Consider the following 25,396-nt stretch of genomic DNA (forward strand, 5'->3'; position numbering starts at 1 on the left):
GTCGGTGGTGACAATCGCCGGCAGCGTCAGCGCGATGGTTTGCAGCCCCCCGTCGATTTCACGCGTCACATTAAGCTTTTTATCACTTCCGTCCCCGCTAATTTCCACTTCCGAGACAAAGGTGCCTTGCGGCAGGCCGGTCAGCGCGGCGAGCATTTGGCCGGTCTGGTTGTTGTCGGTGTCGATGGCCTGCTTGCCCAGCACCACCAACCCCGGCTGCTCCTCTTCGACCACTTTGGCCAGCAGCTTGGCCACGGCCAGGGATTCGGCGCGCTCGTCGGTTTCGATATGCAGGGCGCGGTCTGCCCCCAGCGCCAGCGCGGTACGCAGCTGCTCTTGGGCGGCTTTGGGCCCTACCGTGACGGCGACGACTTCTGTCGCCACGCCCTTTTCTTTCAAGCGTACCGCCTCTTCCACGGCAATTTCGCAGAAGTACCGTAACGGCGACAATTTCTGTCGCCACGCCCTTCTCTTTCAGGCGCACCGCCTCTTCCACGGCAATTTCGCAGAAGGGGTTCATGGCCATTTTGACGTTGGTAAGATCGACGTCCGAATGATCCGCTTTAACCCGGATTTTGACGTTATAGTCGATGACGCGTTTCACTGCGACGAGAATTTTCATAGATTTGATCCAATGCGTTAAATGTAGATATCAAGCAATCGGCAGCTGCGCCTCAGTGTCAGAGACTTGATGACGACGAAAGCTGCCTGAAGCTGTCGCAATAAGTTGATCATTAACTAACAACTGCGCTTCAGCAAAAAAAATATGTCGACCACCACCCATTAAGCGTCCTTTCGCTAACAAAACCCCTTGGCGTGCCTTAGCCAAATATTGAATAGATAGCGATAGGGTCGCAGCACGGTGTTCTAACTTGCCATTTGCAGGACAAAAACCGGTATAGCCACAAGCGACATCTAACACAGTGGCCATAACACCACCATGGAGGGTGCCTTGGGTATTGGTATGATGCGCTGCAATTTCCAGCTCCCATGTACAGTGTTCCGGATACCACTCCACTAGTTGAGCACCCAACATGTCGATAAATGGGTTATGTAGTACGTTCAAATCCATCGTGTGCCTTATATTAGTAATTGGCGCGTTCCAAAATAGCCCTAGCCCTGGATAAAACCGGTGCATCTATCATTTGACCTTCAAACTGGAAGGCTCCCCCTCTTGTCTTGGCCTCCCCAATAACATATCGAGCCCATTGAAGGGTTTTCTCATCCGGCGCAAAGGCATTATGAATGGCTAATACCTGCTTAGGGTGTATGCTCAACATACCGGAAAACCCCATCTCAACAGCTTTTTTGGCTGCTATTTCTACTTTGCTAAGGTCATTAATTTCAGGAGTGACACTTTCAATAGGTGGCGGAAGAGATTGCGCGCGTGAGTGCAAAATTAATTGGTGACGACAGTGATCCAATACTGTTTCAGCCCCTGGGCTACTTGGCTCTAAATTTAAATCAGTCGCCATATCTAGCGCACCGAACACTAATCGCTCTAACCCCGGTGAGGACGCAATTTTCGGTAAAGCGGTTAACCCTTGCGCAGTCTCAATTAATGGCCATATGGGCTTGCCGCTAGCACTAGCCCTAGCAATCTGTTCCGGCGTCTCTGTTTTGGGAAGCATAACGCCCGTAATGGCAGAAAACTTAGTACAAAGTGCCAAATCCTGCTGAAAGTTCTCCTCATCCCTGCCATCATCTGAATTGATTCGTACAATTAAGGTTATCCCAGGTGTAGAATTTAAAAATTGCTCCAGCGCTTGGCGCGCGGATGCTTTTTCTTCTAACGCTACGGCATCTTCCAAATCTACAATGACAATGTCTGCACCGCTTGCAAGTGCTTTAGTAATACGATCCGTCCGTGTGCCTGGGACAAACAGTAAGGAACGTTGTTGATCCTGTCGCATGGCTACCCCCTATTAAATAACACCACTAGTTTTAAAAGACTCAATGCGTTCCAGACCATAGCCAAGCTGAGCAAGAATCTCTGAATTATTCTCGCCCAGCCCAGGTATGGGATTCATCTGGGGTTGAAACGCATTACTTCGTCCAGGGGGTAACAACGCAGGAAGTTTTCCAGTGGGGCTTTGCACACCGACCCACCGCTGACGCGCCTCAAGCTGGGGGTGTTCCCAGACGCCGTGCATATCATTCACATGAGCATTAGCAATGCTTGCTTCCTCCAATCGCGCTATCACCTCATCGGCAGAGAGATGTGAGAAGGCTTGGATAATCAGGGCTCTTAGCTCCTCACGATTAGCCGAACGAAGAGAGTTAGTGTTAAAGCGTTCATCACTTGCAAGGGCGGCATTTTTCATCACTACGTCGCAGAATGCATACCACTCTCGTTCATTTTGCAGCCCCAACATGACGGCCTGTCCATCCCCAGCTGTAAAAGGACCGTAAGGGTAAATCGTTGCATGCGAGGCGCCAGCACGTGGAGGTGGCTCTGCGCCTTGATAAGCGTAATACATCGGATAACCCATCCATTCCACAAGACTCTCCAGCATAGAGATATCTATATGGCTACCTTGACCGGTGCGATCGCGCAGAATTAGTGCAGAAAGTATATGGGTATAGGCATACATGCCCGCGGCAATATCCGCGATGGAACAACCTGCTTTGGCCATGCCATCATCGCCTGGCTGGCCTGTGGTAGAGAGAAAACCAGCCTCGCTCTGAATCAATAAATCATAGGCTTTCTTTTGCTGATAGGGGCCATCAGCACCATAGCCAGAAATATCGCAAACAATTAAACGTGGGAACCTTTCGGACAGTGCTTCAAAAGAAAGCCCAAGCCGTGCCGCTGCTCCCGGCGCGAGGTTCTGAACCAACACATCAGCGTCAGTCAGCAAACGTTCAAGGATTTCATCCGCTTCGGCTGATTTCACGTTAAGGGTAAGACTCTGTTTGGAGCGGTTTGTCCAAACAAAGTGAGACGCCAGACCGTCTACACGCTCATCATAATTACGGGCAAAATCACCTACTTGGGGACGTTCCACTTTAATCACACGCGCACCCAGATCCGCCAACTGACGTGTACAAAAAGGTGCGGCAATTGCGTGCTCCAAACTAACTACCGTTATGCCATCAAGAGGTCGGGGTGAATCTTTCAAGTTCATATAATTATCCTTTCATCGGTTTCATACGAAGAGCCAAAACGCAAGTACAACATCGCGTTAAGCATTAGTGAGAAGCATGGGTATTGAATCGACCTCTCTCAGTTCCCATGAAAAGGCGACTAATTGCTTGCTTTCGCTTTCATCGACTGCTCCTGAAAAGCCCACTAAACGCTGGAATTTATGTTCAAGTTCTGTTCGCGAAAGTGGGTTCTCTGGGTCTCCTTTAGGATCACGCACCGTGGCCTGATGAACCTGACCATTCTGAGTTGTCACCTCGACTTTACCGATCCATTTACTCGGATAAGCGTCATCGACTTCAGGATCTATACGCATAGTTACTAAACGACGAAATGCAGCTACTTCTCTATCTTTCAGCGCATGGGTTTGAAACTCTTCCAGCCCAGCTTTTCCATGCACAGCGATTAACCCCAGAACGGTGCCCATAGAAAATTTAGCCTGATGAACCGTACTAGGCTCGTTCACTGGGCCAAGTACATCTATAGCAGCCTGATGCACGGGCGTAACGACGGCGGTAATATCCCGGTGATCCAACCCTTCACGCTCCATGACAGCTAAGAGCGCATCGGCAGCAGGATGCGTGTGACGACAAGAGGCATGAAACTTAAAAGAAGTTTCTGTTAAAGCCCATCGGCTTCCCAACTGATCAGCCAGAAACCTTGGATCTGCATCCTGAGACATACCCGCTGCCATTCCCTGTTTACCGTCTACAATACGTTGGGCACCCGTTAACCCGTCTGCAGTCATGTAGGCGGCTAGCAAGCCATCAGCCGCTGCTTTTGCTGTGTGAAGCTGTTTGGAGTCAGCGCCATCACGTAAAAACTCCCACAAACCGGCGGCTTGGGTTCCGGCACTACCCAATGCATGCATGAAATCATCAGATGAAAAGCCCAACAGCTTTCCAACACCCACTGCCGCCGCTAACGTGCCAACGGTTCCTGTGGTATGGAAGATGGTGTAGTGGGAGCGACCTAAGCTTTCCCCAATACGAATACCTGCTTCGTAACCAGCCACTGCTGCGACGATAAACTCACGGCCCGATTTACCTTCTGCCTGCGCAGCTGCTAGGACTGCCGGAAAAACAACCGTTCCAGGGTGTAAAACCGATGAGTTATGCAAGTCATCTTGCTCTACCACATGCGACGCCGCAGCATTAATAAAGGCTGAAAAGTAAGGCGATGTAGAGGTCCTGAGCGTCAATATCTCGCTTTTACCAGCATGTGGCCCCATGAGCAGTGCAAAGCGTTCAAAGATAGGAATGGGAGCGTAGTCTTTCCCTGCTAGTGCGGAGCCCAGCCAATCAAGGAATAATTCTTCGCAACGATCAAGCACAGCTTCGGGGATATTTTCATAGCGAAGTTCTGCAAGAAAGTCCGCGAGTGCTCTTGTTGTATTTGTCATCACTATTTCTCCAATTAGAATGAGCGCGGCAAATCGAGCAAATGCTCGGCAACATAAGAAAGAATTAAGTTGGTCGAAATCGGCGCTACTTGATACAAACGTGTCTCTCGGAACTTACGCTCAACGTCATATTCCGCCGCAAAACCAAAACCGCCATGCGTTTGCAGGCACACATTGGCCGCTTTCCAAGATGCTTCGGCGGCCAAATATTTAGCCATATTGGCGCTAGCACCAACGGCTTGACCGCTGTCGTACTCATAGCAAGCACGCCAACGCATTAAATCTGCAGCTTCAACATCAATATGAGCTTCAGCAATTGGGAACTGCACCCCTTGATTCTTACCAATAGGACGGCCAAAGACTTCACGGTCACGAGCGTAATTGCTCGCCTTTTGGATAAACCAACGACCATCACCAATACACTCCGCTGCGATTAGTGCTCGCTCAGCATTAAGACCGTCCAGGATGTAGCGAAAGCCCATTCCCTCTTCGCCAATCAAGTTGTCAGCGGGGATTTCCAAGTTATCGAAAAATAGTTCATTGGTTTCATGGTTAACCATGTTGGCTATCGGCTGAACGCTCAGCCCATTACCAATTGCCTGATGAAGATCAACTAGAAAAATCGACATCCCTAACGATTTACGCTCCACCTGATCTAACGGTGTGGTTCGTGCAAGCAAGATCATCAAATCAGAGTGCTGAACACGCGAAATCCAGACCTTCTGTCCATTGATGACGTACTTATCACCTTTTCGAACGGCAGTGGTCTTGATTTTGGTTGTATCAGTTCCGGTGGTCGGTTCAGTTACCGCCATCGACTGTAGGCGTAATTCACCAGCAGCGATTTTCGGTAGGTACTCACTTTTTTGGACCTCACTACCATGACGCAACAAGGTGAACATGTTGTACATCTGGCCATGAACTGTGCCCGAGTTACCGCCACAGCGGTTAACCTCTTCCAGAATTACTGACGCCTCGGTTAAACCAAGTCCAGAGCCTCCATACTCTTCAGGAATCATCGCTGCCAACCAACCTGCTTCTGTTAAGGCATCGACAAACGCTTCAGGGAACTCTTTACGCTCATCAACACCACGCCAATAAGCGTCATCAAAGTTTGTGCACAGAGACCGTACACCATCACGTATTGCTTCCAGTGATTCATTATCGCGATTAAACATTATATTGACTCCTTGTATTCAATTTCAGCTTGGTGCGCTGGGCCTTTATCATTAAAAGCCCATGCGGTGCAGTGCTGCTCACTGTGATGGTGACCACCAATATGAAAAGAGGTATCGGCTATCAACGGGCGCAAACCACGATAGGAGAAATTCGTAGGCGAGCATTGAGGATTTTTTTTGATAAAACTGTGTAGTACCAATGTAGCGATCATAGGGCCATGCACTACTAAACCGGGGTATCCCTCCTGCTCAGTGGCATAAGGGTGATCGTAATGAATGCGATGACCATTAAAGGTAACGGCGGAGTAGCGGAAGAGCATGACGGACGTAGGATGAATCGTCTCGTTCCAAGTAAATGTTGGTAATGGCGAATCATTTTCTAACTTAGGAGGGCTCGGCTCGCGATAGACGATATCTTGTTCTTCACTCACGTAAAGCTCACCCTCCTGAAAATACTGATGCTCAACAGTAACGAATAGTAGGGAGCCGGTTTTACCTTGTTTTTCCTTAACAGCTTTGATGGTTGAGATACATTTAGCCGACTTACCTACGATCAATGGTTTAAGAAAGCAGACACGCCCGCCTGCCCACATACGATTTCTTCCCTCGGTAGGAGGTAAAAAGATTCCCCGTGCTGGGTGCCCATCTTTTCCAAGGCTACTTTCAATCAAGGGTTCTTGAAAAAATGCCCAATGCCAAAGGTGGGGTAACGGTTGTCCTTCATGCGGGCAGTCTTCATTAAAAATGATAGCAATGCGTTTAGCGAGCTGAGCTGAAATTACATCACGACTAACTTCTTGCTTACCTATCCACTGGCTAAAGTCTAGGGAAGAGTTTTGTAAAGTGGCTTGGACCATAGATGCCTCTCATAGCTATTGTTATTTAAACATGAGCAAGCATGAAGCATGACCTCATGAAACTGGAATCTCAAAGACAATAACGGGGCATTCACCCACCATTAACACAATCATAAATACCTTTAATTTCAACAACTTAATCAACCAATACGAAGATTTATGTTCAAAATACCAGAACAAATCTTATCCCTTAACGCTTGATATCAAAAAATTCAAGGAAGGTGATGATTAGACAAAAGTATTATTAATAAAAACCAAAGGGGGGGGTTACGAATTTCTACTTCACCTTTCCTATTACATGTTGCATTGTATAGAAACACCTTGAAAGCAAAGCTAGCAACCCATTGAAATATATCCAATAATGATAAATTAATAAGGGTGGTACATGAAAACAAATATTTTACCTGAAGCCCAAAAAATCATTCCCACGAGCATTCAGAGGATTAATCCACCAAGCGTAGCTCCACGTCCTATTTTGCTTTAATCATAATATATGGAGCATGGAGATTTGTTTCAAACTCACCAGCAAATGAAAAAGAACCATAATTAAAGCATTGACCGCAATTATACTGGCAACCATCCAACAATTAACAATAGAGTGACTACGACATGAAATATAAAAAAATAGTAACTGCTACTGCATTAACAGCGTCTTTTTCGGCTTTTGTTCCACTTGCATTGGCTGTAGAAAAGCCCGAAGAAATAACAGTCGGTATAGCTACATTCCTAAGTGGTTCTGCCTCAGTTTTCGGAGTGCCTGGCCGAGATGCTGCGGAACTATATATTGAAGAGCTAAATGCTCAAGGCGGCATCCATGGCGTACCAGTGCGGGCCCTTTTTATTGACGAAGGCCGTGGCTCAAGCGGCATGGTGTCAGATTATCGTCGGATTGTGCAGGAAGAAAATGCAGATTTGATGATGGGGGCTATCTCAAGTGGTCACTGCTTAGCCATCGGACCAGTAGCTGAAGATCTAGAGATTCCCAATATCATGTGGGATTGCGGTACAGAAAGAGCTCTAGAAAACCAGGATTATGAATGGTCGGTACGTAGTGGAGCAAATGCAGTAACTGAAATGGTAGCCAGTGTTCTCTATCTGCTGACTGTTAATCCAGACTTTAAGACGATTGCAGTTGTCAACCAAGACTACGCATGGGGGCACGATTCTTGGGAAATCTTCAGCACAGTGCTCAAGCAACTAAAACCTGATGTTGAAGTAGTTGCAGAGTTTTTTCCTCGATTTGGTGCACCTGACTTTTCATCTGAAATCAGTCGGCTCCAGGCTCTGCGACCCGATGTAATTTTATCCACTTCATGGGGTGGTGATCTGGATACCTTCGCCACCCAAGCATCTCAAAGAGGATTATTTAATAACTCTAAATTCTTTTTAGCCCTAGGCGAATCATCTCTTGAGCGACTTGGTAATCGCTTGCCAGAAGGAGTGCTAATAGGTGCTCGGGGCGATCATTACTTCCTGCATCCTGATTATGTGAACGAGCAGAAACACAAGGAGTTCGTAGAAAAGTATTTCGAGAAAACGGACAGCTACCCTATTTATCCTGTTTATCACATGGTGCAGGCCATGGAGGCTATGGTCGGAGCCTATGATAAGGCGATCACATCAAACGGTGGTGAATGGCCAAGCAAAGCAGAATTTTCCCAAGCTCTCCGCGGGCTCGAATTTCGTGGGCTTACCAGTGACGTAACCATTCGACCCGAAGATGGTCAAGGTCTCGAAGACCAATTATTTGGTATTACTACATCTTCGGATGAATACGACTTCCGCACCCTCGAAGAATTCATGGTTGTACCAGCAGAGCTTGTAACTACACCACCTAATGAAACCACATCAGAATGGCTAAAAACACTAACGCCAGATCTTCTTGATCAGGTTGAAATGTACAATGGAGGCTCTCAGTAATGAACGTGGACACCATCCTTCTCGCACTGATTGATGGGGTGTCTTATGGAGGGCTACTATTTTTGGTAGCCCTCGGGTTGACCTTCATTTTCGGTGTCGTACATGTCTTAAATGTAGCCCATGGCAGCTTATATGCATTCGGTGGCTATGCAGCTGCAAGTATGGGTATTTGGTTTGCTCAGGGTAAAGACTCACTTCTTTTATCCATTCTTGCCTTAGTAGCTGGAGCAGCCATTGTTGGCCTAGTTCTTGGTTACCTACTTATGATTTTGTTGAAGCGTTTCAGAGATAGAGATCCAGTAATTCAGCTCTTGGTAACTTTTGGTGCCTTCATGATACTTGAAGATGTACAGATGATGATTTGGGGAGCCCAGCCCTATTTCGTGTCTGACGTGATGTATCAAATGGGAGATACTGAGTTGTTGGGCGTAGTGTTTATGAATTACCAATTGTGGTTTATACCAGCAATAGCGCTTAGCGTTTTCGTTGGTCTTCGTTGGTTTCTTAAATACAGCTTAAAAGGGCATCAAATTATAGCCGTCACCCATGACCGGGAAGTGGCAACAGCACTTGGGGTTAATGCGGGACGTATTTCTTTCCTAACGTTTTTAGTTGGAGCCACTCTTGGTGCTCTGGGAGGTGCCCTAGCTTCACCTACTACGTCACTGGTACCGGGAGTTGGAGCGGAGATGATTGTGCTGTCCTTTGCAGTTGTAGCAACAGCGGGACTTGGGCAAGTGACAGGCGCGCTAATTGTGGCACTTGTAATAGGCATGGCCCGCTCTTTAAGTATTTATTTTTTACCTCAGATAGAAGTCGTTATGCCTTTCCTCATCATGATGGGTGTTCTTTTATTGAGACCGCAAGGGCTGTTCACCGTAGCTCAGGCGAGGAGAATATGATGAACAAACATACGATATGTCTGTTAATAGCAGCGGTAGCTCTCTTTACTCTATCTATGCTGATGGACTGGTTACGAATTCCTTTCATAATGGCAATGGTATATGGCATTGCCGCACTTGGGGTGGTAGTACTCCTAAGGGCAGGACAAGTATCCTTCGGCCATGCAATGTACATTATGGTTTCGGCGTATACGCTAGGTTTTGCTGCAAAATCTTTTCCACAAGTTGATGGGGTCTTCCTGATACTGCTCGGAACGGCAGTTAGTTTTGTTTTTGGCATGATACTTGCTTTGTTTCTTGTACGTTACCGTGGGATATTCTTTGGCATGCTAAACCTTGCCATCTCAATGGTGCTATTCACCGTAGTATCTAAGCTCTATGGCTTAACGGGAGGTACAGACGGAATGCAGATTCCCAGGCCCCCAATGTTAGGTTTTGACCTTAATCGGAGTGAGTATGAAACTCTACTTCTAGCGATGCTATTAACCATCGGTGTGATGTCGATATTAGCCATACAAAAATATTTTCGCTCATCCGCTGGCATGGCCATGGCTTCAATCAAAACTAATGAAGATCGCTTGGAGTACTTAGGCATTTCTGCAAAGAAGCTGATGTGGCAGGGTTACACTATTTCTGCTGCCTTATGTGGTTTGTCAGGCGCTTTTTACGGATTGGCACAAGGGCTTGTAGCCCCAGAAATGGGGTATTGGTTGAAGTCCGGAGAGTTAGTATTTATTTCTGTACTGGGAGGCTCAGTGCATGCGGTAGGTGCCTTTGCCGCCGCTCTGATGTTTGAGTTTGTCAAAATGGCTGCCTCTATCTTTTTAGGTGGTTCATGGCAATTGGTGCTGGGTGTGACCTTAATTGTAATCATTTATTTCATTCCTGAGGGGTTAACCAGTCTTTTTTCAAACAACCTTGAAAATGATAAAAAGGAAAAAAGTATAACTAATTTTTTAGGGAAGAATAAGAAACCCAAGGAGGTGAGCTCATGAGCCTATTATTACAAACTCAAGCACTATCTCTTTCATTCGGGGCTATTGTCGCAGCAGACAGTATTGATTTCGAGCTTCATGAAGGTGAGAGACTAGCCGTAATAGGCCAAAATGGAGCTGGAAAAACAACTTTTATAAATATATGCACTGGACTGGTTCGACCAGATTCCGGAATTGTTATGTTCGATGGAAAAGCGATTACGGGTAAATCTCCTCGTGAGATTGTCCGCCTTGGTATGGCAAGGTCTTTTCAAATTCCACAGCTTTTTATGGACTGCACTGTTCGCCAGTGTTTAGAGCTGTCTGGTGTTGCACGGCAGAAAAAGCTGTCTTTGGTCACAAACTTGTCAATGGCTAATGACTCGACGGAGTTAGACCATATTCTCGAGCTGGTTGGGTTAAGAGACAGGCAACACGAATTATGTGAAAACTTGCCAGAAGGTCAAAGGAAACTTCTCGACATTGCAATGTCACTCATGCTGCGTCCTAGACTACTTATCATGGACGAGCCGACGAGTGGAGTTTCAACCGAAGAGAAGCATAGCATCATGGAAATACTTATGAGAGCACTGGATGAGCAAAAGACAACTTCAATTTTTGTTGAACATGATGTCGACATTGTAAAGCAATATGCCACTCGGGTAGCGGCCTGGATTTCAGGTGCAGTTGCGGCTGATGATTCACCTGAAATCGTCCTTGCAGATCCATTAATCCAAAAAGAAGTACTTGGTATCTGAGGGAACATTATTATGCTGAAATTCAACAATGTTAGTGCAAGTATCCACAAAATTACGGTGCTTCGTGACATCACAGTCGATATACCAAAAGGAGCTATTGTCGGTGTAGTTGGACGCAATGGTGCTGGGAAGACCACGCTGCTAAGAGCGATTATGGGCTCTTTACCGCTTGAGAGCGGTACCATTTCACTTGACGGCACCAATCTACAAAAAATTCCCCCTCACAAGCGTGTAACGATGGGGATCGGTTATGCCCCGCAAGAACGGGTAATTTTTCCATCCATGACGATAGAAGAAAACTTACGCTTCCCTTGTAAGCTTTCTGGATACAGTAAGTTAGAAATCGATAAAAGTCTTGAGCAGACCTTAGATATCGTCCCTCAACTCAAGACAATGTTGTCACGCTCTGGGGCGGCCCTTTCAGGGGGGCAAGGCAAGATGGCCGCACTTGGCCGGGCATTAATGGCAGGCTCAAGAATGGTACTGCTCGATGAGCCGTTTCAAGGTTTGGCCCCTGCATTAGCGGTGCAATATAGCGACTCACTTGAACGTTTACACGCCAAACTTCCGCATTTGTGCATTGTAGTAACAGAGTCCAATATCAGTTTGCTAGGTGATATACCCAATCAAGTGCTTTATATCGAACGTGGTGCGGTCACATCCAGCACTCGTAAGCCAATCTCGGATAATGATCTGAGTTCTTCAATACAAATACAATGAGGTTTGATATGGAAAAGCTTTTTATTGATGGTAAATGGGTTGTGGCGGTCAGTGGCGACTCTATCCCCGTTTACTCTCCTATCACCGGGGATAGTTTTGCCACTATTAGCCGTGGCAAAGAAGAAGATGTGGATCTCGCAGTCAAAGCAGCCCGCACTGCAGTTAAAGGCGAATGGAGCAAGTTAGCAGCCACCGACCGAGGCCGTCTATTAATGAAGATTGGTCAGTCCGTTCTTGATCATCTCGATGAACTGGCGGAGATCGAGGCCAAGGACACAGGTAAGCCCATGTCCCTTGCGCGCAAAGATATTCAGGCCCTTGCACGCTATTTCGAGTTTTATGGTAGCGCTGCCGATAAGGTTCACGGTCAAGTGATCCCTTATATGACTGGATATGCGGTCGATATTATACGAGAGCCATACGGTGTAGTTGGGCATATCATCCCGTGGAACTATCCGGCCCAGATGCTGGGACGTACTATTGCACCTGCTCTAGCCATGGGCAATGCTTCTGTCGTAAAGCCAGCAGAAGATGCATGTATGACCTCACTGCGTTTCGCGGAGCTAGCCACTGAGGCGGGCCTACCCTCCGGTGTTCTGAATATTGTAACCGGTTATGGGTATGAGGCTGGTTCGGCTTTGTCCTCTCACCCTGATGTCAACATGATTACATTTACTGGCTCTCCGCAAGTTGGCACGCTGATTCAAGCAGCTGCGGCACAGAACCATGTCAAGTGTGTTTTGGAACTTGGAGGTAAGTGCCCCCAATTAGTATTCAATGATGCTGACCTGGATAAAGCAGTACCAGCAATTGTCGGAGCTATTGTCCAGAATTCTGGTCAGACGTGCTCCGCAGGAAGCCGTGTACTTATTCAGGAAGATATTTACGATGAAGTCATTACAAGAGTGGCCGAACAATTCAAGACACTGCGAGTAGGGAGTCCTGAGAGCGCTTCCGACTGCGGCCCCATCATTACGCATGCGCAATTTAAAAGGGTGCAAGAATTTATAGATGATTGCCTTGCTAGTGGTCTCACGCCTCTTGCTGAAGGCAAATACGCAAATAACCTGCCTGAAAATGGCTATTATATAAAGCCTACACTATTTGGCCCAGTTCCGCGTGACCATCGTCTCGCCAAGGAAGAAGTTTTTGGTCCTGTGCTAGCTGCTATTCCCTTTAAGGATGAAGACGATGCAGTTGCATTAGCGAATGGTACTGATTACGGCTTGGTGGCCTCAGTATGGACAGAAAATGGCGCTCGCCAACAGCGTATTGCCCGTAAAATAGAAGGCGGCCAAGTCTTTATCAACTGTTATGGAGCTGGCGGCGGCGTAGAGCTGCCCTTTGGTGGCGTTCGAAAAAGCGGGCATGGCCGCGAGAAAGGTTTTCTTGCACTAGAAGAGTTCAGTCTTACTAAAACGATTGTTCATCATTATGAATAATATAGCGTACTGGAGATGATGACATGCAAGTAAGAGCTGCAGTACTTAAAGAAATGAATAATAACATGCCGTTTAGCCAAAGCCAGCCTCTCAAGATCGAAGAGGTTGAGCTAGGTGAGCCGGGGCCCGGCGAAGTCCTAGTTCAGATGATCGCATCTGGACTCTGCCATTCAGACCTCTCAGTAATTACCGGAGTTAGGCCACGGCCGTTGCCCATGGCACTGGGACATGAAGCCAGTGCAAAAATTGTGAAAGTAGGTGCTGGCGTCAGCAAGCTTAAGGCAGGCCAAAATGTAGCGCTAGTATTTGTGCCTTCATGCGGTGACTGCCTACCCTGTATGCAAGGACGCCCCGCTCTCTGTGAGCCCGGTGCCGAAGCCAACAGTAAGGGTGAATTACTCGAAGGGGGAAGTCGTCTGATTTCGGATGGGGCCTCGCTGCATCACCACTGTGGGGTCTCGGCCTTTGCTGATCATGCCGTGGTATCGGCCAAATCCTGCGTGGCGCTTCCAGATGACGTGGATCCAATCGAAGCAGCAGTGTTTGGCTGTGCAGTGCTTACGGGTGTTGGCGCTGTGGTTAATACAGGCCAAGTGCCCCCTGGTTCTTCGGCCATGATCGTTGGGCTGGGGGGTGTAGGACTAAGTGCCCTATTGGGATGCAGAGCGTCGGGGGCTAATCCCCTCATTGCAGTGGATGTTCACCAGCATAAGCTGGATCTCGCGATGGAGCTTGGTGCGACAGCTACAGTTAACGCGAAGGATTCGGATGCCATCGAACAAGTTCGAGAGCTTACTAAGGGAGGAGTGGAGTTTGCATTTGAGTTCGCCGGTTCTGTAGCGGCGATGCAACTCGCTTATGGAGCAACACGCCGTGGGGGTACGACTATCACGGCCAGTTTGCCACATCCAGATGCAGAATGGCCATTGAAACAAATTAGTCTAGTAGCTGAAGAGCGTACGGTTAAAGGAAGCTATATCGGTTCGTGCATTCCTTCACGTGACTTGCCTCGCTACCTAGACCTTTATAAAGCAGGGCACTTGCCGATTAATCGTTTAATTGGCAGAAAATATCGGTTGGAGGAGATAAATGAGGGCTTTGATAGCCTTGCATCGGGTAATAGCTTACGCGATCTAATCATTTTCTAGCTGGTTTTTTCTGGGTAATCGGCTTTTCTAGTTACTCGCTATTATATAGCAATTATTTTTGTATAAAGGTAATTGCCTGTAAACCTAACCCATATTGAAAAACAACAATCTAAAAAACTAACGAGGTGAAATAATGACAAGATTAAACGGTAAAGTTGCTATAGTAACGGGGGCAGCTAGTGGTTTTGGTGCCTGTATCGCCAAATGTTATATCGAGGAAGGCGCTAAAGTCATTCTGGCTGATATCAATTTTAAAGATGCAGAAAAGCTGGCTAAAGAGCTGGGTATCAATGCCCATGCGGTGTCCTGCGATGTAACCTCAGCGGATGATATTAACTTTGCTGTTGCTACCTGTGTTGAAAAATTTGGTGTTCCTGACATTGTTGTCAACAATGCGGGTATGACCCATAAAAATCAGCCCCTGCTGGATGTCAACGAAGCCACTTTCGATAAAGTGTACGCCGTCAATGTGAAATCCATCTTTCACATGGTGCATGCTGTCGTGCCGATGATGCGAGAAAAAGGAAGTGGTTCTATTATCAATGTCGGTTCTGTGGCTGGAATTCGTCCACGCCCAGGACTTACTTGGTACAATAGTTCAAAGGGGGCCGTGAATCTAATGTCTAAGTCTCTGGCTGTTGAACTGGGTCCGGATGGCATTCGTGTAAACAACATCTGCCCTGTCATGGGAGAAACGGCAATGCTAGCAGACTTTATGGGAGTCCCAGATACTCCTGATAACCGCAGTAAGTTCATATCCACAATCCCACTAGGGCGTCTTTCTAAGCCAATTGATATTGCTGCTGTAGCCGTATTCTTAGCATCGGATGAAGCTCAATTTTTAAACGGAGTAGAGCTACCAGTTGATGGTGGGCGCATTGTCTAATAATTTAGCCCACTAACTTCTAAATGTATTTAATTTAATAACGTTTAGCTAAAACCCTTGCTCTTATAAAAACATTAAGTTCAACGAGATATAGGAGCAAGGTTTTTTTATGAATGTGTGAACAACTAAATTTCTAGTCAGTCATTGCCAGTTCAAAACTAGGGAATCTTACTTAATCTATGCGAACAGCTTACCAATCAACAAGTTTTTAATTGCTCAGTTGCGAAGAGTTCCTGCAAATTGCATATATGCAGCTGCTTAATTATAATTTTATTCACATATAGTCGGATGAATGACACACTTTTTCAAAGCGTCTAAGAATAACCAATTTGCCAGAAAAATCGTCACCCTTAAACAAAGCCAAAAGGGGGGGTTGGAAATTCCAACTTCACCTTCGCTACCAGCTGTTGCAGTCTTTAGATGATGCTCTATCAGTGAGCGAGCAACCCAAGAGTCGTCGTATGTCGTATATTGGCGATTAACAACAAGACAGCTAAAGGGTTTGACATGAAAAACATTTTATTAACAACCACCGCACTCGCCATCTCCATCGCTTCAATGAATAGCTTGGCGAACGATCGAACCGATTGGCCTAACAGTATGACAGTGGGCACGGCAAGCCAGGGAGGGACTTACTACATCTATGGTTCAGGCTGGGCAAATCTAGTTAACCAAAAGCTCGATACCCGCATAGGTGCTGAAATTACTGGCGGTCCTGTGCAGAACATCAGCATGGTCCAGATGGGTGAACATGACTTTGGCATGGTCACTATGGGCCCGGCGGTGGATGCCCTAGAAGGGAACAGTGAGCTACTTCCTGACAATACGCATGCTGACGTGCGTGCTATGTTTCCTATGTATCAAACAGCACTCCACATTGTTAGCCTCGAAAATTCCGACATTGAATCGGTGGCTGACCTTGATGGCAAACGCGTAGGTGTAGGGCCTGCGGGCGGTACCAATGATGAGTATCATCCGCGGCTTTTTGAAGCTCTAGGATATGATGTCGAAACTCTTCAAGGTGGTGCTTCCGATCAAGCAGGCCAATTACAAGATAATTTAATTGATGCCTTTGCTTTCGGGGCCGGCATGCCGATAGCTTCTTTCAGTCAGCTGGAAGCACAAGCAGACGTTAATATTTTTAGCTATAGCGAGGAGGAAATTGAGCAGATTTTAGAGGAGTTTCCAGCCCTTTCTCACTCTGTAGTGCCGGGGGGAACGTACAATTCTGTCAATCAAGATATTCCAACAGTCTCCTTATGGAACTTTGCAATTACTCATAAGGATATGCCGGATTCACTCGTTTACGAGATTGTTGATACTATAATGAGTAACCACGAGCAGATGCTCCAAGTACATGGCGCCGCTGCAGAAACGCTTCCAAAAAATATATCTTACAACAACTCTATTCCTTTTCACTCAGGTGCCGTTAAGTGGTTTGAAGAGAATGGCTATGACATCCCCGAAGACTTAAAAGGCTGATTTAACGCATCAGTAAGTTAATGGTTTGCTGTCGAAAACGGCAGCAAACCATCGCGTTATAGCAGTTTAATGTCTTCCTGAACTATCATTCCAAATCTTTAAACCATCACTTCTAGAGTGCCACACAGGGTGCCATGATGAGCAAAGACATCAACACTGCTTCCACAGCACAAGGCAGTACTGCTTCCGGCGCTATCAATGCCGCTAGCGTAGATGACATACAGCCCGCTAATAATGAACGGCTGCTTAGTGGCGCTTCTGCCTCAATTATTTTTTTTGTATGCGTTGGATACATTGGCTTTCACCTTTATGCCCTAAATATCCAGCCAGTTGAAACTTGGACATATCGTATTATTCACGTTTCCTTTGGCTTGATGATCGGATTTTTATTACTTGGCGCTACAAGCCGATTTAATGACGATAAACCACAAAGCATTGTGGCAAAAGTCTTCAGCATTGCATCGATTATCCTATCTGGGTATGCGTTAGCACTTGTTTTGCTGCTCTGGTTACAACCACAAGATGGAGGAACTACTGGCCATCTAGACTTTATTCAGAGCCACCTTGGTTTAGTCTCATTTATTGCTCTCGTAATATCGCTTTTTACAAGTTACAGCATAAAAAGCAATCGTAAGCGCCTAAACATGTCAGACCTTTCGCTCGGATTTATAGCCCTTGCCGTGGCTGGATATCTTATTTTATCTCTCTCACGCTGGCGGCTGATGGCAGGCACTTCGATGGTAGGTGATTTAGATTTTTATATGGCTACTATTGGGGTACTACTTATTTTAGAACTCACCCGTCGCGTTGCAGGAATGGCATTAGTAGTAATTACAGGTGTTTTTATTCTATACGCATTTATAGGCCCATGGTTGCCAGGCATATTCGAACATCGTGGCTATAGCCCTGCTCGCTTCTTTACCTACCTCTATACTGACAATGGGATCTTAGGTCCTACCATTGCTGTCTCTTCAACTTATATTGTCCTTTTTATTACATTCGCAGCTTTTTTGCAGAAGTCACGCGTCGGTGAATATTTCGTTAACTTTGCGTTCTCTATTGCAGGCCGCTCACGAGGTGGTCCGGCTAAAGTGGCGGTTTTTGCTTCAGGCCTCATGGGCATGATTAACGGCACTTCAGCAGGCAATGTGGTATCTACCGGCAGCCTAACAATCCCTCTGATGCGGCGTGTTGGCTATCCTGCGCGTAGCGCTGGATCCATAGAGGCCGCGGCCTCCACGGGGGGTCAGATTGCACCGCCAATTATGGGGGCTGGCGCCTTCATCATGGCCGAAGTAACTGGTATTCCGTATACCGAGATTGCGATCGCCGCGATTATTCCTGCCGCCCTGTACTTTCTGTCTATTTATTTCATGGTGGATTTGGAAGCTCAGCGTAAAGGCATGCGCGGTCTGAGAAGTGCTGAATTGCCGAAGCTCCGTCCTCTACTAAAGCAAGCTTACCTTTTTATTCCTGTCGTTATTTTGGTCAGCACATTGTTTATGGGCTACTCAGTTATCCGAGCAGGCACATTAGCTTTGGTATCCGCCGCGATGGTTTCATGGCTAACACCACACTGGATGGGGCCAAAAGCAATTTTGGGGGCCTTAGCGCTGTCCGCAAGAATGGTGGTTCCTCTGGTGGCAGTGTGTGCTTGCGCAGGGGTGGTAGTAGGAGTTATCGCCTTAACAGGAGTGGGTGCGCGCTTTGCCTCCCTAATGCTTGATATCGCAGATAGCAGCCAGTTTCTTGCGCTACTTTTCGCAATGATGATAAGTATCCTACTTGGGATGGGCATGCCTACTACCGCAGCTTATGCAGTCGCTGCTTCCGTTATTGCTCCTGGGTTACAACAGATTGGTATTGATCCACTGATTGCACACTTCTTCGTCTTCTATTACGCAGTCATCTCTGCCATTACGCCACCCGTTGCTCTAGCTTCATACGCCGCAGCTGCCATTGCCAATACTGATCCACTCAAAACCTCATTGACCTCTTTTAAGTTTGGCCTTGCTGCTTTCGTGGTCCCCTTCATGTTTTTTTATAGCCCTGCCATCCTGATGCAAGGTGATTGGCTGGAAATTACACGAGTTGTAATAACTGCCTCTATTGGTATTTACTTACTATCAGCTGCGGTACAAGCATGGATGTTCGGTGCATTAAGTAAGCCTTTACGTTTAGTTTCTTTAATCGCTGGCCTCACGATGCTAGCAGGAGGAATCACCACCGATCTGATTGGCATCCTTTTGGGGGCTCTAGTGATGGGCTATCAACTCAAAATGAAAAGAGGTCACTCACAACCTCAGGCCAGCTAATATGAACTAATAAATAACCGATATGCGTGCATTTAAATAGGGAATAACAATGGCGAACTATAGCTTCGAAGGCTTACAACCCAAAATTTCAGCCAGTGCTTACATTCATCCTTCAGCAGTTATCATCGGCGATGTTGTCATCGATGATGGTTGCTATATTGGGCCGGGAGCCAGTCTTCGAGGCGATTTTGGTCGTATTATTATGAACCGCGACGCCAACCTCCAAGATAACTGCGTTGTGCATGGCTCTGTCGGTTCTGAGACGATAATCTGCTCGCGTGCGCATATCGGGCATGGGGCCGTTGTGCATGGTTGTATTCTAGAACAGGATGTCTTGGTGGGCATGAACGCCGTCGTGATGGATGACAGTGTTATTGGAGCACGCTCCATCATTGGTTCGTGCGCCATGGTAAAGGTTAATTTCACTTGTGAGCCAGCCTCACTTATAATCGGAATACCCGCCAAAGTAGTAAGGATTCTCACTGCATCCGAAATCGAAAACAAGCGTCAGGCTACGCAGCGGTATATTGACCTTGCAAAACGCTCATTACAAAACCTGAAAGTTTGCTAAGCAATAACTTTTCCAGCATTAATCGGGACTGACATGCCTCACGTTTAACATTGGTTAAGGGAAAGATAACATATGCGTTAATTCAATCTGCGCAAATGCGGGCCGTCTAGCATGGCAGAATACACATTTATCTTTTAGCTAATATTTCACTTAGATCTCAAATCTAAACCGCCTCTTCTTTATAATGATGGTAACTTCTTATCTCACGGATCAGGTTTTTGGAAGATTCAGGCAATGACTCAAATTCTCTAACGACGACGGATCGCTCACGCTTGGCCCATACATCTTTTAACTCAACAATATTAAGCTGCATAGTAGTTTGGTAACGTAGCGCACTTGATTCTGGTAAAATACCGATTCCTACTCCCGCCTCTATCATTCTACAGGCAGGCTCAAAGCCAAACACTTGAATGCGCAGAGGTAAACTTTCTCCTACTTCGCTAACCTCTTTTTTAAGAAATTCAAGAAGAGTGCTTCCTTCATGCAAGCCTACATGTGGGTAAATCAGTGTATCTCTAAAGGCCAGATTCTTAGCCCCTGTAAGCGGATGACCAACTGGAACTACGACTACTAGTCTATCTATGCTAAAAGGCATGACTTCCAAGCCTTTCATTTTAATTTCACCCGACGTCACGCCAAAATCTGCTGCACCGTCTAGAACACCTCTGAAAATATCTTTAGTAAGTCGCTCTTTTAAGTCGATTGTAATCCCAGGACGACTACCTAAAAAATTGGCTAATACTTCTGGCATAAACTCCGTTACCGCTGTCGTATTGGCAAAAATTCGTATATGCCCTGTATCACTACTGCCATAGTCAGAAAAATCGCTTTTTAGATATTCGACCTGCCGCATAATAGCACGAGCATGCTTGAGTAAGTTTTCGCCAGCTGGGGTCAGCTCCACCCCATGGCTGCCTCGGTAAAAAAGTCGGCTGCCTAATTGACCCTCAAAAGACTTTATCCGCGTACTAGCAGCTGCCGTAGACAGATGCGCCTGCTTAGCACCTCCCGTTAAACTGGATGCTTCTGCAACGTGAATGAAAAGATTGAGATCGGCTAAATCAAAATGCATAAAGATACTCCATTAAAGAGACGAGGCTGTAGATCGTCTGAGGCACACTTATTTTGGAAAACGTAAATTCACCATCAGCGCTGGTCGCATGTACCTATTTTTCAGCACACCATACTATAATGAGCGTGCTGCGCCGAGCATACGCCTCTCGAATAGCATAGGGACAATCTAGCTGTCCGCTTGTGCCTCCACTTCCAGCAGTAGCTTTGTCTTTACTAGCAGATTTATTGATGATTTATACACAATAACGCTAGGTGGCCTCTGAAAGTACCAAATGTACCAATAGCTGTGTGTTTAATACCTTATGGACATGGTCTTTCAAGGACGAGAAGCTTTCGTAAGCCGTCAACGGCATCCACTCATATTTGACCTTGCGCCAAAGAATCTCGATCCGGTTCAGTTCTGGCGAATACGGCGAGAGATAAACGACATGCACACGCTGATTCAGCCAGCCCAGCCGCTTGCGCTGGAAATGAGCCGAGCGATGGACACTGACATTGTCCAGCACCACGATGGCAAAGGCATCCGGCGGCTTCTGGGCAACCAGGCGGTCGAAGGCGTCGATAACCGCCTCGGTGGTAATGGTCGCTATCGTCGAGTGGTAGATCAGCTTGCCCTGACGACTCAAGAAACCCAGCACGTTCAGGCGCTGACTATGTGAGTAGGCCGACATTTCCCGGGGGAGGCCGATAGGGCTCCAGGCGTAAGGCAAGGCGGAGGACTGGGCAAAGCCTGACTCATCGAAATAGTACAACTCCGTCTTGCCCCGATTTTCCCAACGCTAAAGCTCAGCCAGCAGGCCTTATGTATGGCGGAAATCAGTCTCGTTACGCTGGCTTTTCAGGGACCGCCGGGCGCGCTTAAAGCTGTACCCCAGATTTTTTAAATGCTCGCTTGATCGTCATGGTACAGGCGCATTTACCGGTTTCCTGCTGGAACCTTGCCTGGACGGCCTTCAACTGATGAGGTTCCTCTTGGGCGAGCTCAAGTAGCCGTACCCACTCCGAATCACTGTAGATAGGCGGGCCGACCGGTGCAGTGCGTGACTTGTCCCGGAGCCCTTCGAGGCCTGTGCCTCCCAGGCATCGAACCAGAGCGAGACCGTTTCGCGGATGACGGACAGAATCTTGCATATCTGGTCAATGGTATGGCCTTGATGGCTCAGCACGATGGCATGAGCCCGACGACGCAGAGCCAGTTTCTCTCCATAAGTGTAGGTTGCCATCAATGCCTGATGGTCAGCATCGGATAGGGGCGGCACAAAGCGGAAGGCCATGCTTATCGTCCTAGCTAAACGGGTCAGGATAAGCATAGCGGAAAATATGTGTTCAAGTACTTACGATCCAGAAAATACCCAGCGTACCTGCGCCTGCCAGCTTCAGCGCATAGGCGAGGGCGTCAGTGAAAGAGTGGATTGCATGCTAGGCGTGTTCACAGTCGAGTAACATGAGCGTGGGAAATGGATTTGTCGCAAGCGCGAAACACTCATCCAGGTGCAGATGCAGATGCAGATGCAGATGCAGATGATCAATAAAAGTATCCCAACTGAGGCCCTGGGCTACCGTGGTGGTGTCCAAGTTCGCTGATCATTTGCCGCTGTATCGGCAGAAAAACTTTGCCCGTATTGCCCGTTCGACACTGGCGCATTGAGTCGGACAAACCAGCGTGCAACCCCAGCTATTAGTCGTTGCCCTGTTCAAAACAGTACTTGCCCAAGGCGTGATTAACGCTAATAAAACTCCGGTGCCAATGCTCGCGCCGGGCGATAAAAGATCTACCAAGCTTACGTCTAGGCCTACACCACTACTCTGTGTTCAGCACTCAAGGCGGTAGCTTACGATTTCAGCCCGAGTAGTTCGGGCGAACTTGCTCGCAATTTCCTTGGCTAATGAAATGGCAAGCTGGTTTGCGATGTTTTTGCTGGGCGCAAGGCCAGCTTCAATCAGGGCATCACCGAATTGGCAGCATGGGTTACGCTCGCTGCAGCTTCTTCGATTTGTATGCAAACAAAAGTCAGCTGACGGAACATGCTCTGCTCTCGATTGGCGGGCTGTACAAAATAGAGCGGCAAGCGTAAGACATGAATGGTGAGAATCGCGGGCAAATTCGGCAGGTAAAAGCGTCTCCCATCCCCGAAAAATCACATACTGGGAAGTTAGCCGAGCACGTCTTATATCCGAAGGATCAGGCCTTGCCAAACCCCTAGACTATAGGCTCAACGCTAGCGTGCGATGACTAGCTATGTGGAGGTTGATGCTGAACTCATGATCGAAAATCAGATTCGCCCTTGGGCGCTTGGCCAGACGAACAGCTTGTTCCTTGGGTCGCTACGCAGCGGCAGGTGGTCCGCTGCGATTAAGTGCCTGATCTAGTCGGTGTTCATGAATGTACATGGTCAGTATGCCTATCTCCAGGAAGTGCTGTCGCAGTTGCCGACGCAGTAGCCAAACCCAGGTCTGACTGTAGAGCGGTGCATCCCTCCATGATAGTGCGGTAGCTCAGAGGATACTCCCTAAGGGTGTCAGAATTACGAAGGCTGACAATCGGATTTCTGGTGAAATTTTAGTGGGCCACTGGCAACGGTTAACTCATTCAAATTCCTGACCAGTGGCCGATAGGTCTACTTGATCGCGATGGGATTCACTGGCGAACCGGTTCCGCCCTCCATCTTTAATGGTGAGGCGATAAACATAAAGCTGTAGACGCCGTCTTCGGCGCTGTCTGCAGCAAGATCCTCAAGCCAGTATATTTCAGACAGCACAACGCCGAGGTCCCGGATCAGCGCACCATGCAGAGGAATGAGCATCGGTTCACCGTCGATTTCTTGCACGACCTTTTCAACCCCAAGGTTGTCTGCCGCAATGACCGGTATCTCCATGTCCCTGATCCACTCCACCAGTTCTTCGCTGTAACACAGCCCAGGCTCCGACATTGCACTCCAGGCTGGATCGGCCTGGTCATCATAGTAGCGTTGAATTGATCCGGTACGGATGAGAAGAATATCCCGTTTGCGGATCTCGGTATTCTGGCTTTCCGCCGTGCCCCTCAAGTCCTCTAGCGTTATGCAAGTGCCCGGACTTAGCTGGTAATTGGTTTCGGTGCCTGATTGGCGGCCGACATCCAGTAGTACCCCTCTGCCAACAATACCTTTGTTACCGAGGGCGCTTATGTCTGCGTGTGAGTGACCACCGAATGTGCTCTCAGTGCTCTTGCCGCCGTAGACCTGATCGCCATACCAAGCGTGCCCCAAAGCGTCGACATGGGTTGTACCCTGCAGGTACATAAAGGCGACGTCATCCGAGAATTTCACACCACCAGGTAAAGGGTCCATTTTCCCTGCAATAAAGGAGGATTCATCTTGCGACATGAAATGCATGGTGGCGGTTCTACCCGGAAACACTGGGCCGCTGCCATGAATCATTGGAATCTGCAGGGTAAACACTTTACCGTTGACGACGGAGTTGATGCTGGTTTTCACTTGCTCCTGGGTAAGGTAGTTCAGTGCACCGACCTCATCGTTCTCGCCCCATGATCCCCAATTATTGGGTTGGCGTTCAAGCAGGGACTTGATCGTCGCGTTTTGCGCCTGATCAGAGGTTTCCTGCGCATTGATAAATCCGCTGTAGCCGAGTGTGATGACCAGCGAAGACAGAATAAAGCCATCCTTAACAATGTTTTTTTTGTGATGAATCATTTCCTATCCTCTAATTATTATTGATTTTCAGGTACAACGATTAGAGGGTAGTGGAGATTGTGTCTTTGTTCACTTCGTATTAGCAGGAAGGGGGGTTCGGAATCGTGAAAGTTGTTTAATGGTTTTCACTGATGATCCCGAGCCCTGCCACTGTAGTGGATCAATGAAACCGGGGTTCAATATAGTTAGCATTGTTGCAACTTAATCAGTGTAATAACCTGAAAAAACGATTTTCTACGCAAGAGTTCAAGGAGGTGGTCGCTTGGGTGGTGCTTGATCAGAGCTATTTGATCGATTTCTGCGCTTATGGCTGTACTCGAGTCAAAACAGCCTAAGGCTAAGGGTACGGCTGTCCAGTCAGCCTAAGAGTCAGCGTGTCGGCAAAGAGCTCAAGGCCAATTTGTGGCTGTGAAATCTGAACTCAGCAATAGCTACTTCTCTAGCCAATGACCGTTGAGTGCAGGAAATCTCTCACGCACCCACTCGACAAAAGCATGCACTTGCGGGGCCAAGTGGGAACGACTGGGGTACAAGTTCGACACTGGCCGAGGGAGCGGCCGGTAGCCTCTGAGCACGTCGACTAGGGCGGCATCAGCCAGGTAGTGGTCGAGAGTAATACCGTGCCTGCAGAATGCCGAAGCCAGCAACACCGCATTCTACATAGGCGTTGGACTCAATAAGGGTAATACCGCGGCGGCTGACTTAGTTTTGGTCGCTACTCCCATTTAGAAAATGCCAAGGCAGTGGTCGCTTGTTCTGTCCACCTCCAGTACTAAGAGCAGGCCGTGTAGTAGTAATAGAGAAACGGTTGCTTTCGGACCTCCGTTACCCCGTGATAGAACTTGATCTGCAACTAGGTGATGAAGTCTGGGTAATGGATGCCGAAGGCAATCCAGCCGCTACGGCCTGCGTATTCTCTGTGGCGGGGCT

19 protein-coding genes and 2 pseudogenes are annotated in these 25,396 nt (G+C 47.6%); 11 read left to right on the forward strand and 10 right to left on the reverse strand.

All coding sequences use genetic code 11. The annotated features are described in order from the left end of the window. From HALA3H3_RS05395 to HALA3H3_RS05425, 7 genes and pseudogenes are all read right to left on the reverse strand, one after another. A pseudogene (locus tag HALA3H3_RS05395) lies at window positions 1–622 on the reverse strand (electron transfer flavoprotein subunit beta/FixA family protein); the annotation flags it as partial. Between the two features lie 30 nt (window positions 623–652). Beyond that, on the reverse strand, window positions 653–1,072 hold the full coding sequence (locus HALA3H3_RS05400; protein ID WP_022520287.1) for a PaaI family thioesterase: 420 nt from the start codon (window positions 1,070–1,072) through the stop codon (window positions 653–655). A gap of 13 nt (window positions 1,073–1,085) precedes the next feature. Then, on the reverse strand, window positions 1,086–1,913 hold the full coding sequence (locus tag HALA3H3_RS05405) for an HpcH/HpaI aldolase/citrate lyase family protein (protein WP_022520288.1): 828 nt from the start codon (window positions 1,911–1,913) through the stop codon (window positions 1,086–1,088). Between the two features lie 12 nt (window positions 1,914–1,925). Then, a complete protein-coding gene (locus tag HALA3H3_RS05410) occupies window positions 1,926–3,128 on the reverse strand; it encodes a CaiB/BaiF CoA transferase family protein (protein WP_022520289.1) in 1,203 nt (400 codons plus the stop codon). Window positions 3,129–3,185: 57 nt separating this feature from the next. Beyond that, a complete protein-coding gene (locus HALA3H3_RS05415; RefSeq protein WP_022520290.1) occupies window positions 3,186–4,547 on the reverse strand; it encodes an MmgE/PrpD family protein in 1,362 nt (453 codons plus the stop codon). A gap of 14 nt (window positions 4,548–4,561) precedes the next feature. Continuing rightward, window positions 4,562–5,725: an acyl-CoA dehydrogenase family protein gene (locus tag HALA3H3_RS05420; RefSeq protein WP_022520291.1), complete on the reverse strand. Its 1,164-nt coding sequence runs from the start codon at window positions 5,723–5,725 to the stop codon at window positions 4,562–4,564. Further along, window positions 5,725–6,582 carry an HTD2 family dehydratase gene (locus HALA3H3_RS05425; protein ID WP_022520292.1) on the reverse strand — a complete coding sequence of 286 codons (858 nt, stop codon included), beginning with the start codon at window positions 6,580–6,582 and terminating at the stop codon, window positions 5,725–5,727. Before HALA3H3_RS05425 ends, HALA3H3_RS05420 begins: the two co-directional genes overlap by 1 nt. A gap of 609 nt (window positions 6,583–7,191) precedes the next feature. On the opposite strand from HALA3H3_RS05425, the gene HALA3H3_RS05430 reads away from it, so the two are divergent. From HALA3H3_RS05430 to HALA3H3_RS05480, 11 genes are all read left to right on the forward strand, one after another. Next, window positions 7,192–8,502 (forward strand): ABC transporter substrate-binding protein, encoded by a 1,311-nt coding sequence (locus HALA3H3_RS05430; protein WP_022520294.1) that lies wholly within the window; start codon window positions 7,192–7,194, stop codon window positions 8,500–8,502. Then, entirely contained in the window at window positions 8,502–9,404 is a 903-nt protein-coding gene (locus tag HALA3H3_RS05435; protein ID WP_022520295.1) for a branched-chain amino acid ABC transporter permease, read from the forward strand. Before HALA3H3_RS05430 ends, HALA3H3_RS05435 begins: the two co-directional genes overlap by 1 nt. Then, entirely contained in the window at window positions 9,404–10,399 is a 996-nt protein-coding gene (locus HALA3H3_RS05440; protein WP_022520296.1) for a branched-chain amino acid ABC transporter permease, read from the forward strand. The genes HALA3H3_RS05435 and HALA3H3_RS05440 overlap by 1 nt, the downstream gene beginning before the upstream one ends. Continuing rightward, complete coding sequence (locus HALA3H3_RS05445; RefSeq protein WP_022520297.1) at window positions 10,396–11,136, forward strand: ABC transporter ATP-binding protein; 741 nt, start codon at window positions 10,396–10,398, stop codon at window positions 11,134–11,136. Before HALA3H3_RS05440 ends, HALA3H3_RS05445 begins: the two co-directional genes overlap by 4 nt. Window positions 11,137–11,148: 12 nt before the next feature. Continuing rightward, window positions 11,149–11,856, forward strand: a complete 708-nt coding sequence (locus tag HALA3H3_RS05450) for an ABC transporter ATP-binding protein (protein WP_022520298.1) — start codon at window positions 11,149–11,151, stop codon at window positions 11,854–11,856. 8 nt (window positions 11,857–11,864) lie between these two features. Continuing rightward, window positions 11,865–13,298, forward strand: a complete 1,434-nt coding sequence (locus HALA3H3_RS05455; RefSeq protein ID WP_053856911.1) for an aldehyde dehydrogenase family protein — start codon at window positions 11,865–11,867, stop codon at window positions 13,296–13,298. 23 nt (window positions 13,299–13,321) lie between these two features. Then, window positions 13,322–14,446 (forward strand): zinc-dependent alcohol dehydrogenase family protein, encoded by a 1,125-nt coding sequence (locus tag HALA3H3_RS05460; protein ID WP_022520300.1) that lies wholly within the window; start codon window positions 13,322–13,324, stop codon window positions 14,444–14,446. Between the two features lie 133 nt (window positions 14,447–14,579). Next, window positions 14,580–15,332, forward strand: a complete 753-nt coding sequence (locus HALA3H3_RS05465; protein ID WP_022520301.1) for an SDR family oxidoreductase — start codon at window positions 14,580–14,582, stop codon at window positions 15,330–15,332. A 507-nt stretch (window positions 15,333–15,839) separates the two neighbouring features. After that, window positions 15,840–16,814, forward strand: coding sequence for a TAXI family TRAP transporter solute-binding subunit (locus HALA3H3_RS05470; RefSeq protein WP_022520302.1), 975 nt, complete (start codon window positions 15,840–15,842; stop codon window positions 16,812–16,814). Window positions 16,815–16,951: 137 nt separating this feature from the next. Continuing rightward, the gene (locus tag HALA3H3_RS05475) at window positions 16,952–19,129 is read left to right on the forward strand and encodes a TRAP transporter permease (protein ID WP_053856912.1); all 2,178 of its coding nucleotides are present in this window, start codon (window positions 16,952–16,954) and stop codon (window positions 19,127–19,129) included. Between the two features lie 49 nt (window positions 19,130–19,178). Beyond that, window positions 19,179–19,700, forward strand: coding sequence for a gamma carbonic anhydrase family protein (locus tag HALA3H3_RS05480; protein WP_022520304.1), 522 nt, complete (start codon window positions 19,179–19,181; stop codon window positions 19,698–19,700). 163 nt (window positions 19,701–19,863) lie between these two features. On the opposite strand, the gene HALA3H3_RS05485 is transcribed toward HALA3H3_RS05480, so the two are convergent. The 3 genes and pseudogenes from HALA3H3_RS05485 to HALA3H3_RS05500 all read right to left on the reverse strand — a co-directional run bounded on the left by HALA3H3_RS05485 (window position 19,864) and on the right by HALA3H3_RS05500 (window position 24,466). Then, window positions 19,864–20,772: a LysR family transcriptional regulator gene (locus tag HALA3H3_RS05485; RefSeq protein WP_022520305.1), complete on the reverse strand. Its 909-nt coding sequence runs from the start codon at window positions 20,770–20,772 to the stop codon at window positions 19,864–19,866. A gap of 250 nt (window positions 20,773–21,022) precedes the next feature. After that, window positions 21,023–22,048 (reverse strand): annotated as a pseudogene (locus HALA3H3_RS25975) (IS630 family transposase). Window positions 22,049–23,392: 1,344 nt separating this feature from the next. Continuing rightward, window positions 23,393–24,466: a cyclase family protein gene (locus tag HALA3H3_RS05500; protein WP_022520310.1), complete on the reverse strand. Its 1,074-nt coding sequence runs from the start codon at window positions 24,464–24,466 to the stop codon at window positions 23,393–23,395. Between the last annotated feature and the right edge of the window lie 930 nt (window positions 24,467–25,396).

The organism is Halomonas sp. A3H3 (assembly GCF_000982975.1).
GTDB lineage: Bacteria > Pseudomonadota > Gammaproteobacteria > Pseudomonadales > Halomonadaceae > Vreelandella > Vreelandella titanicae.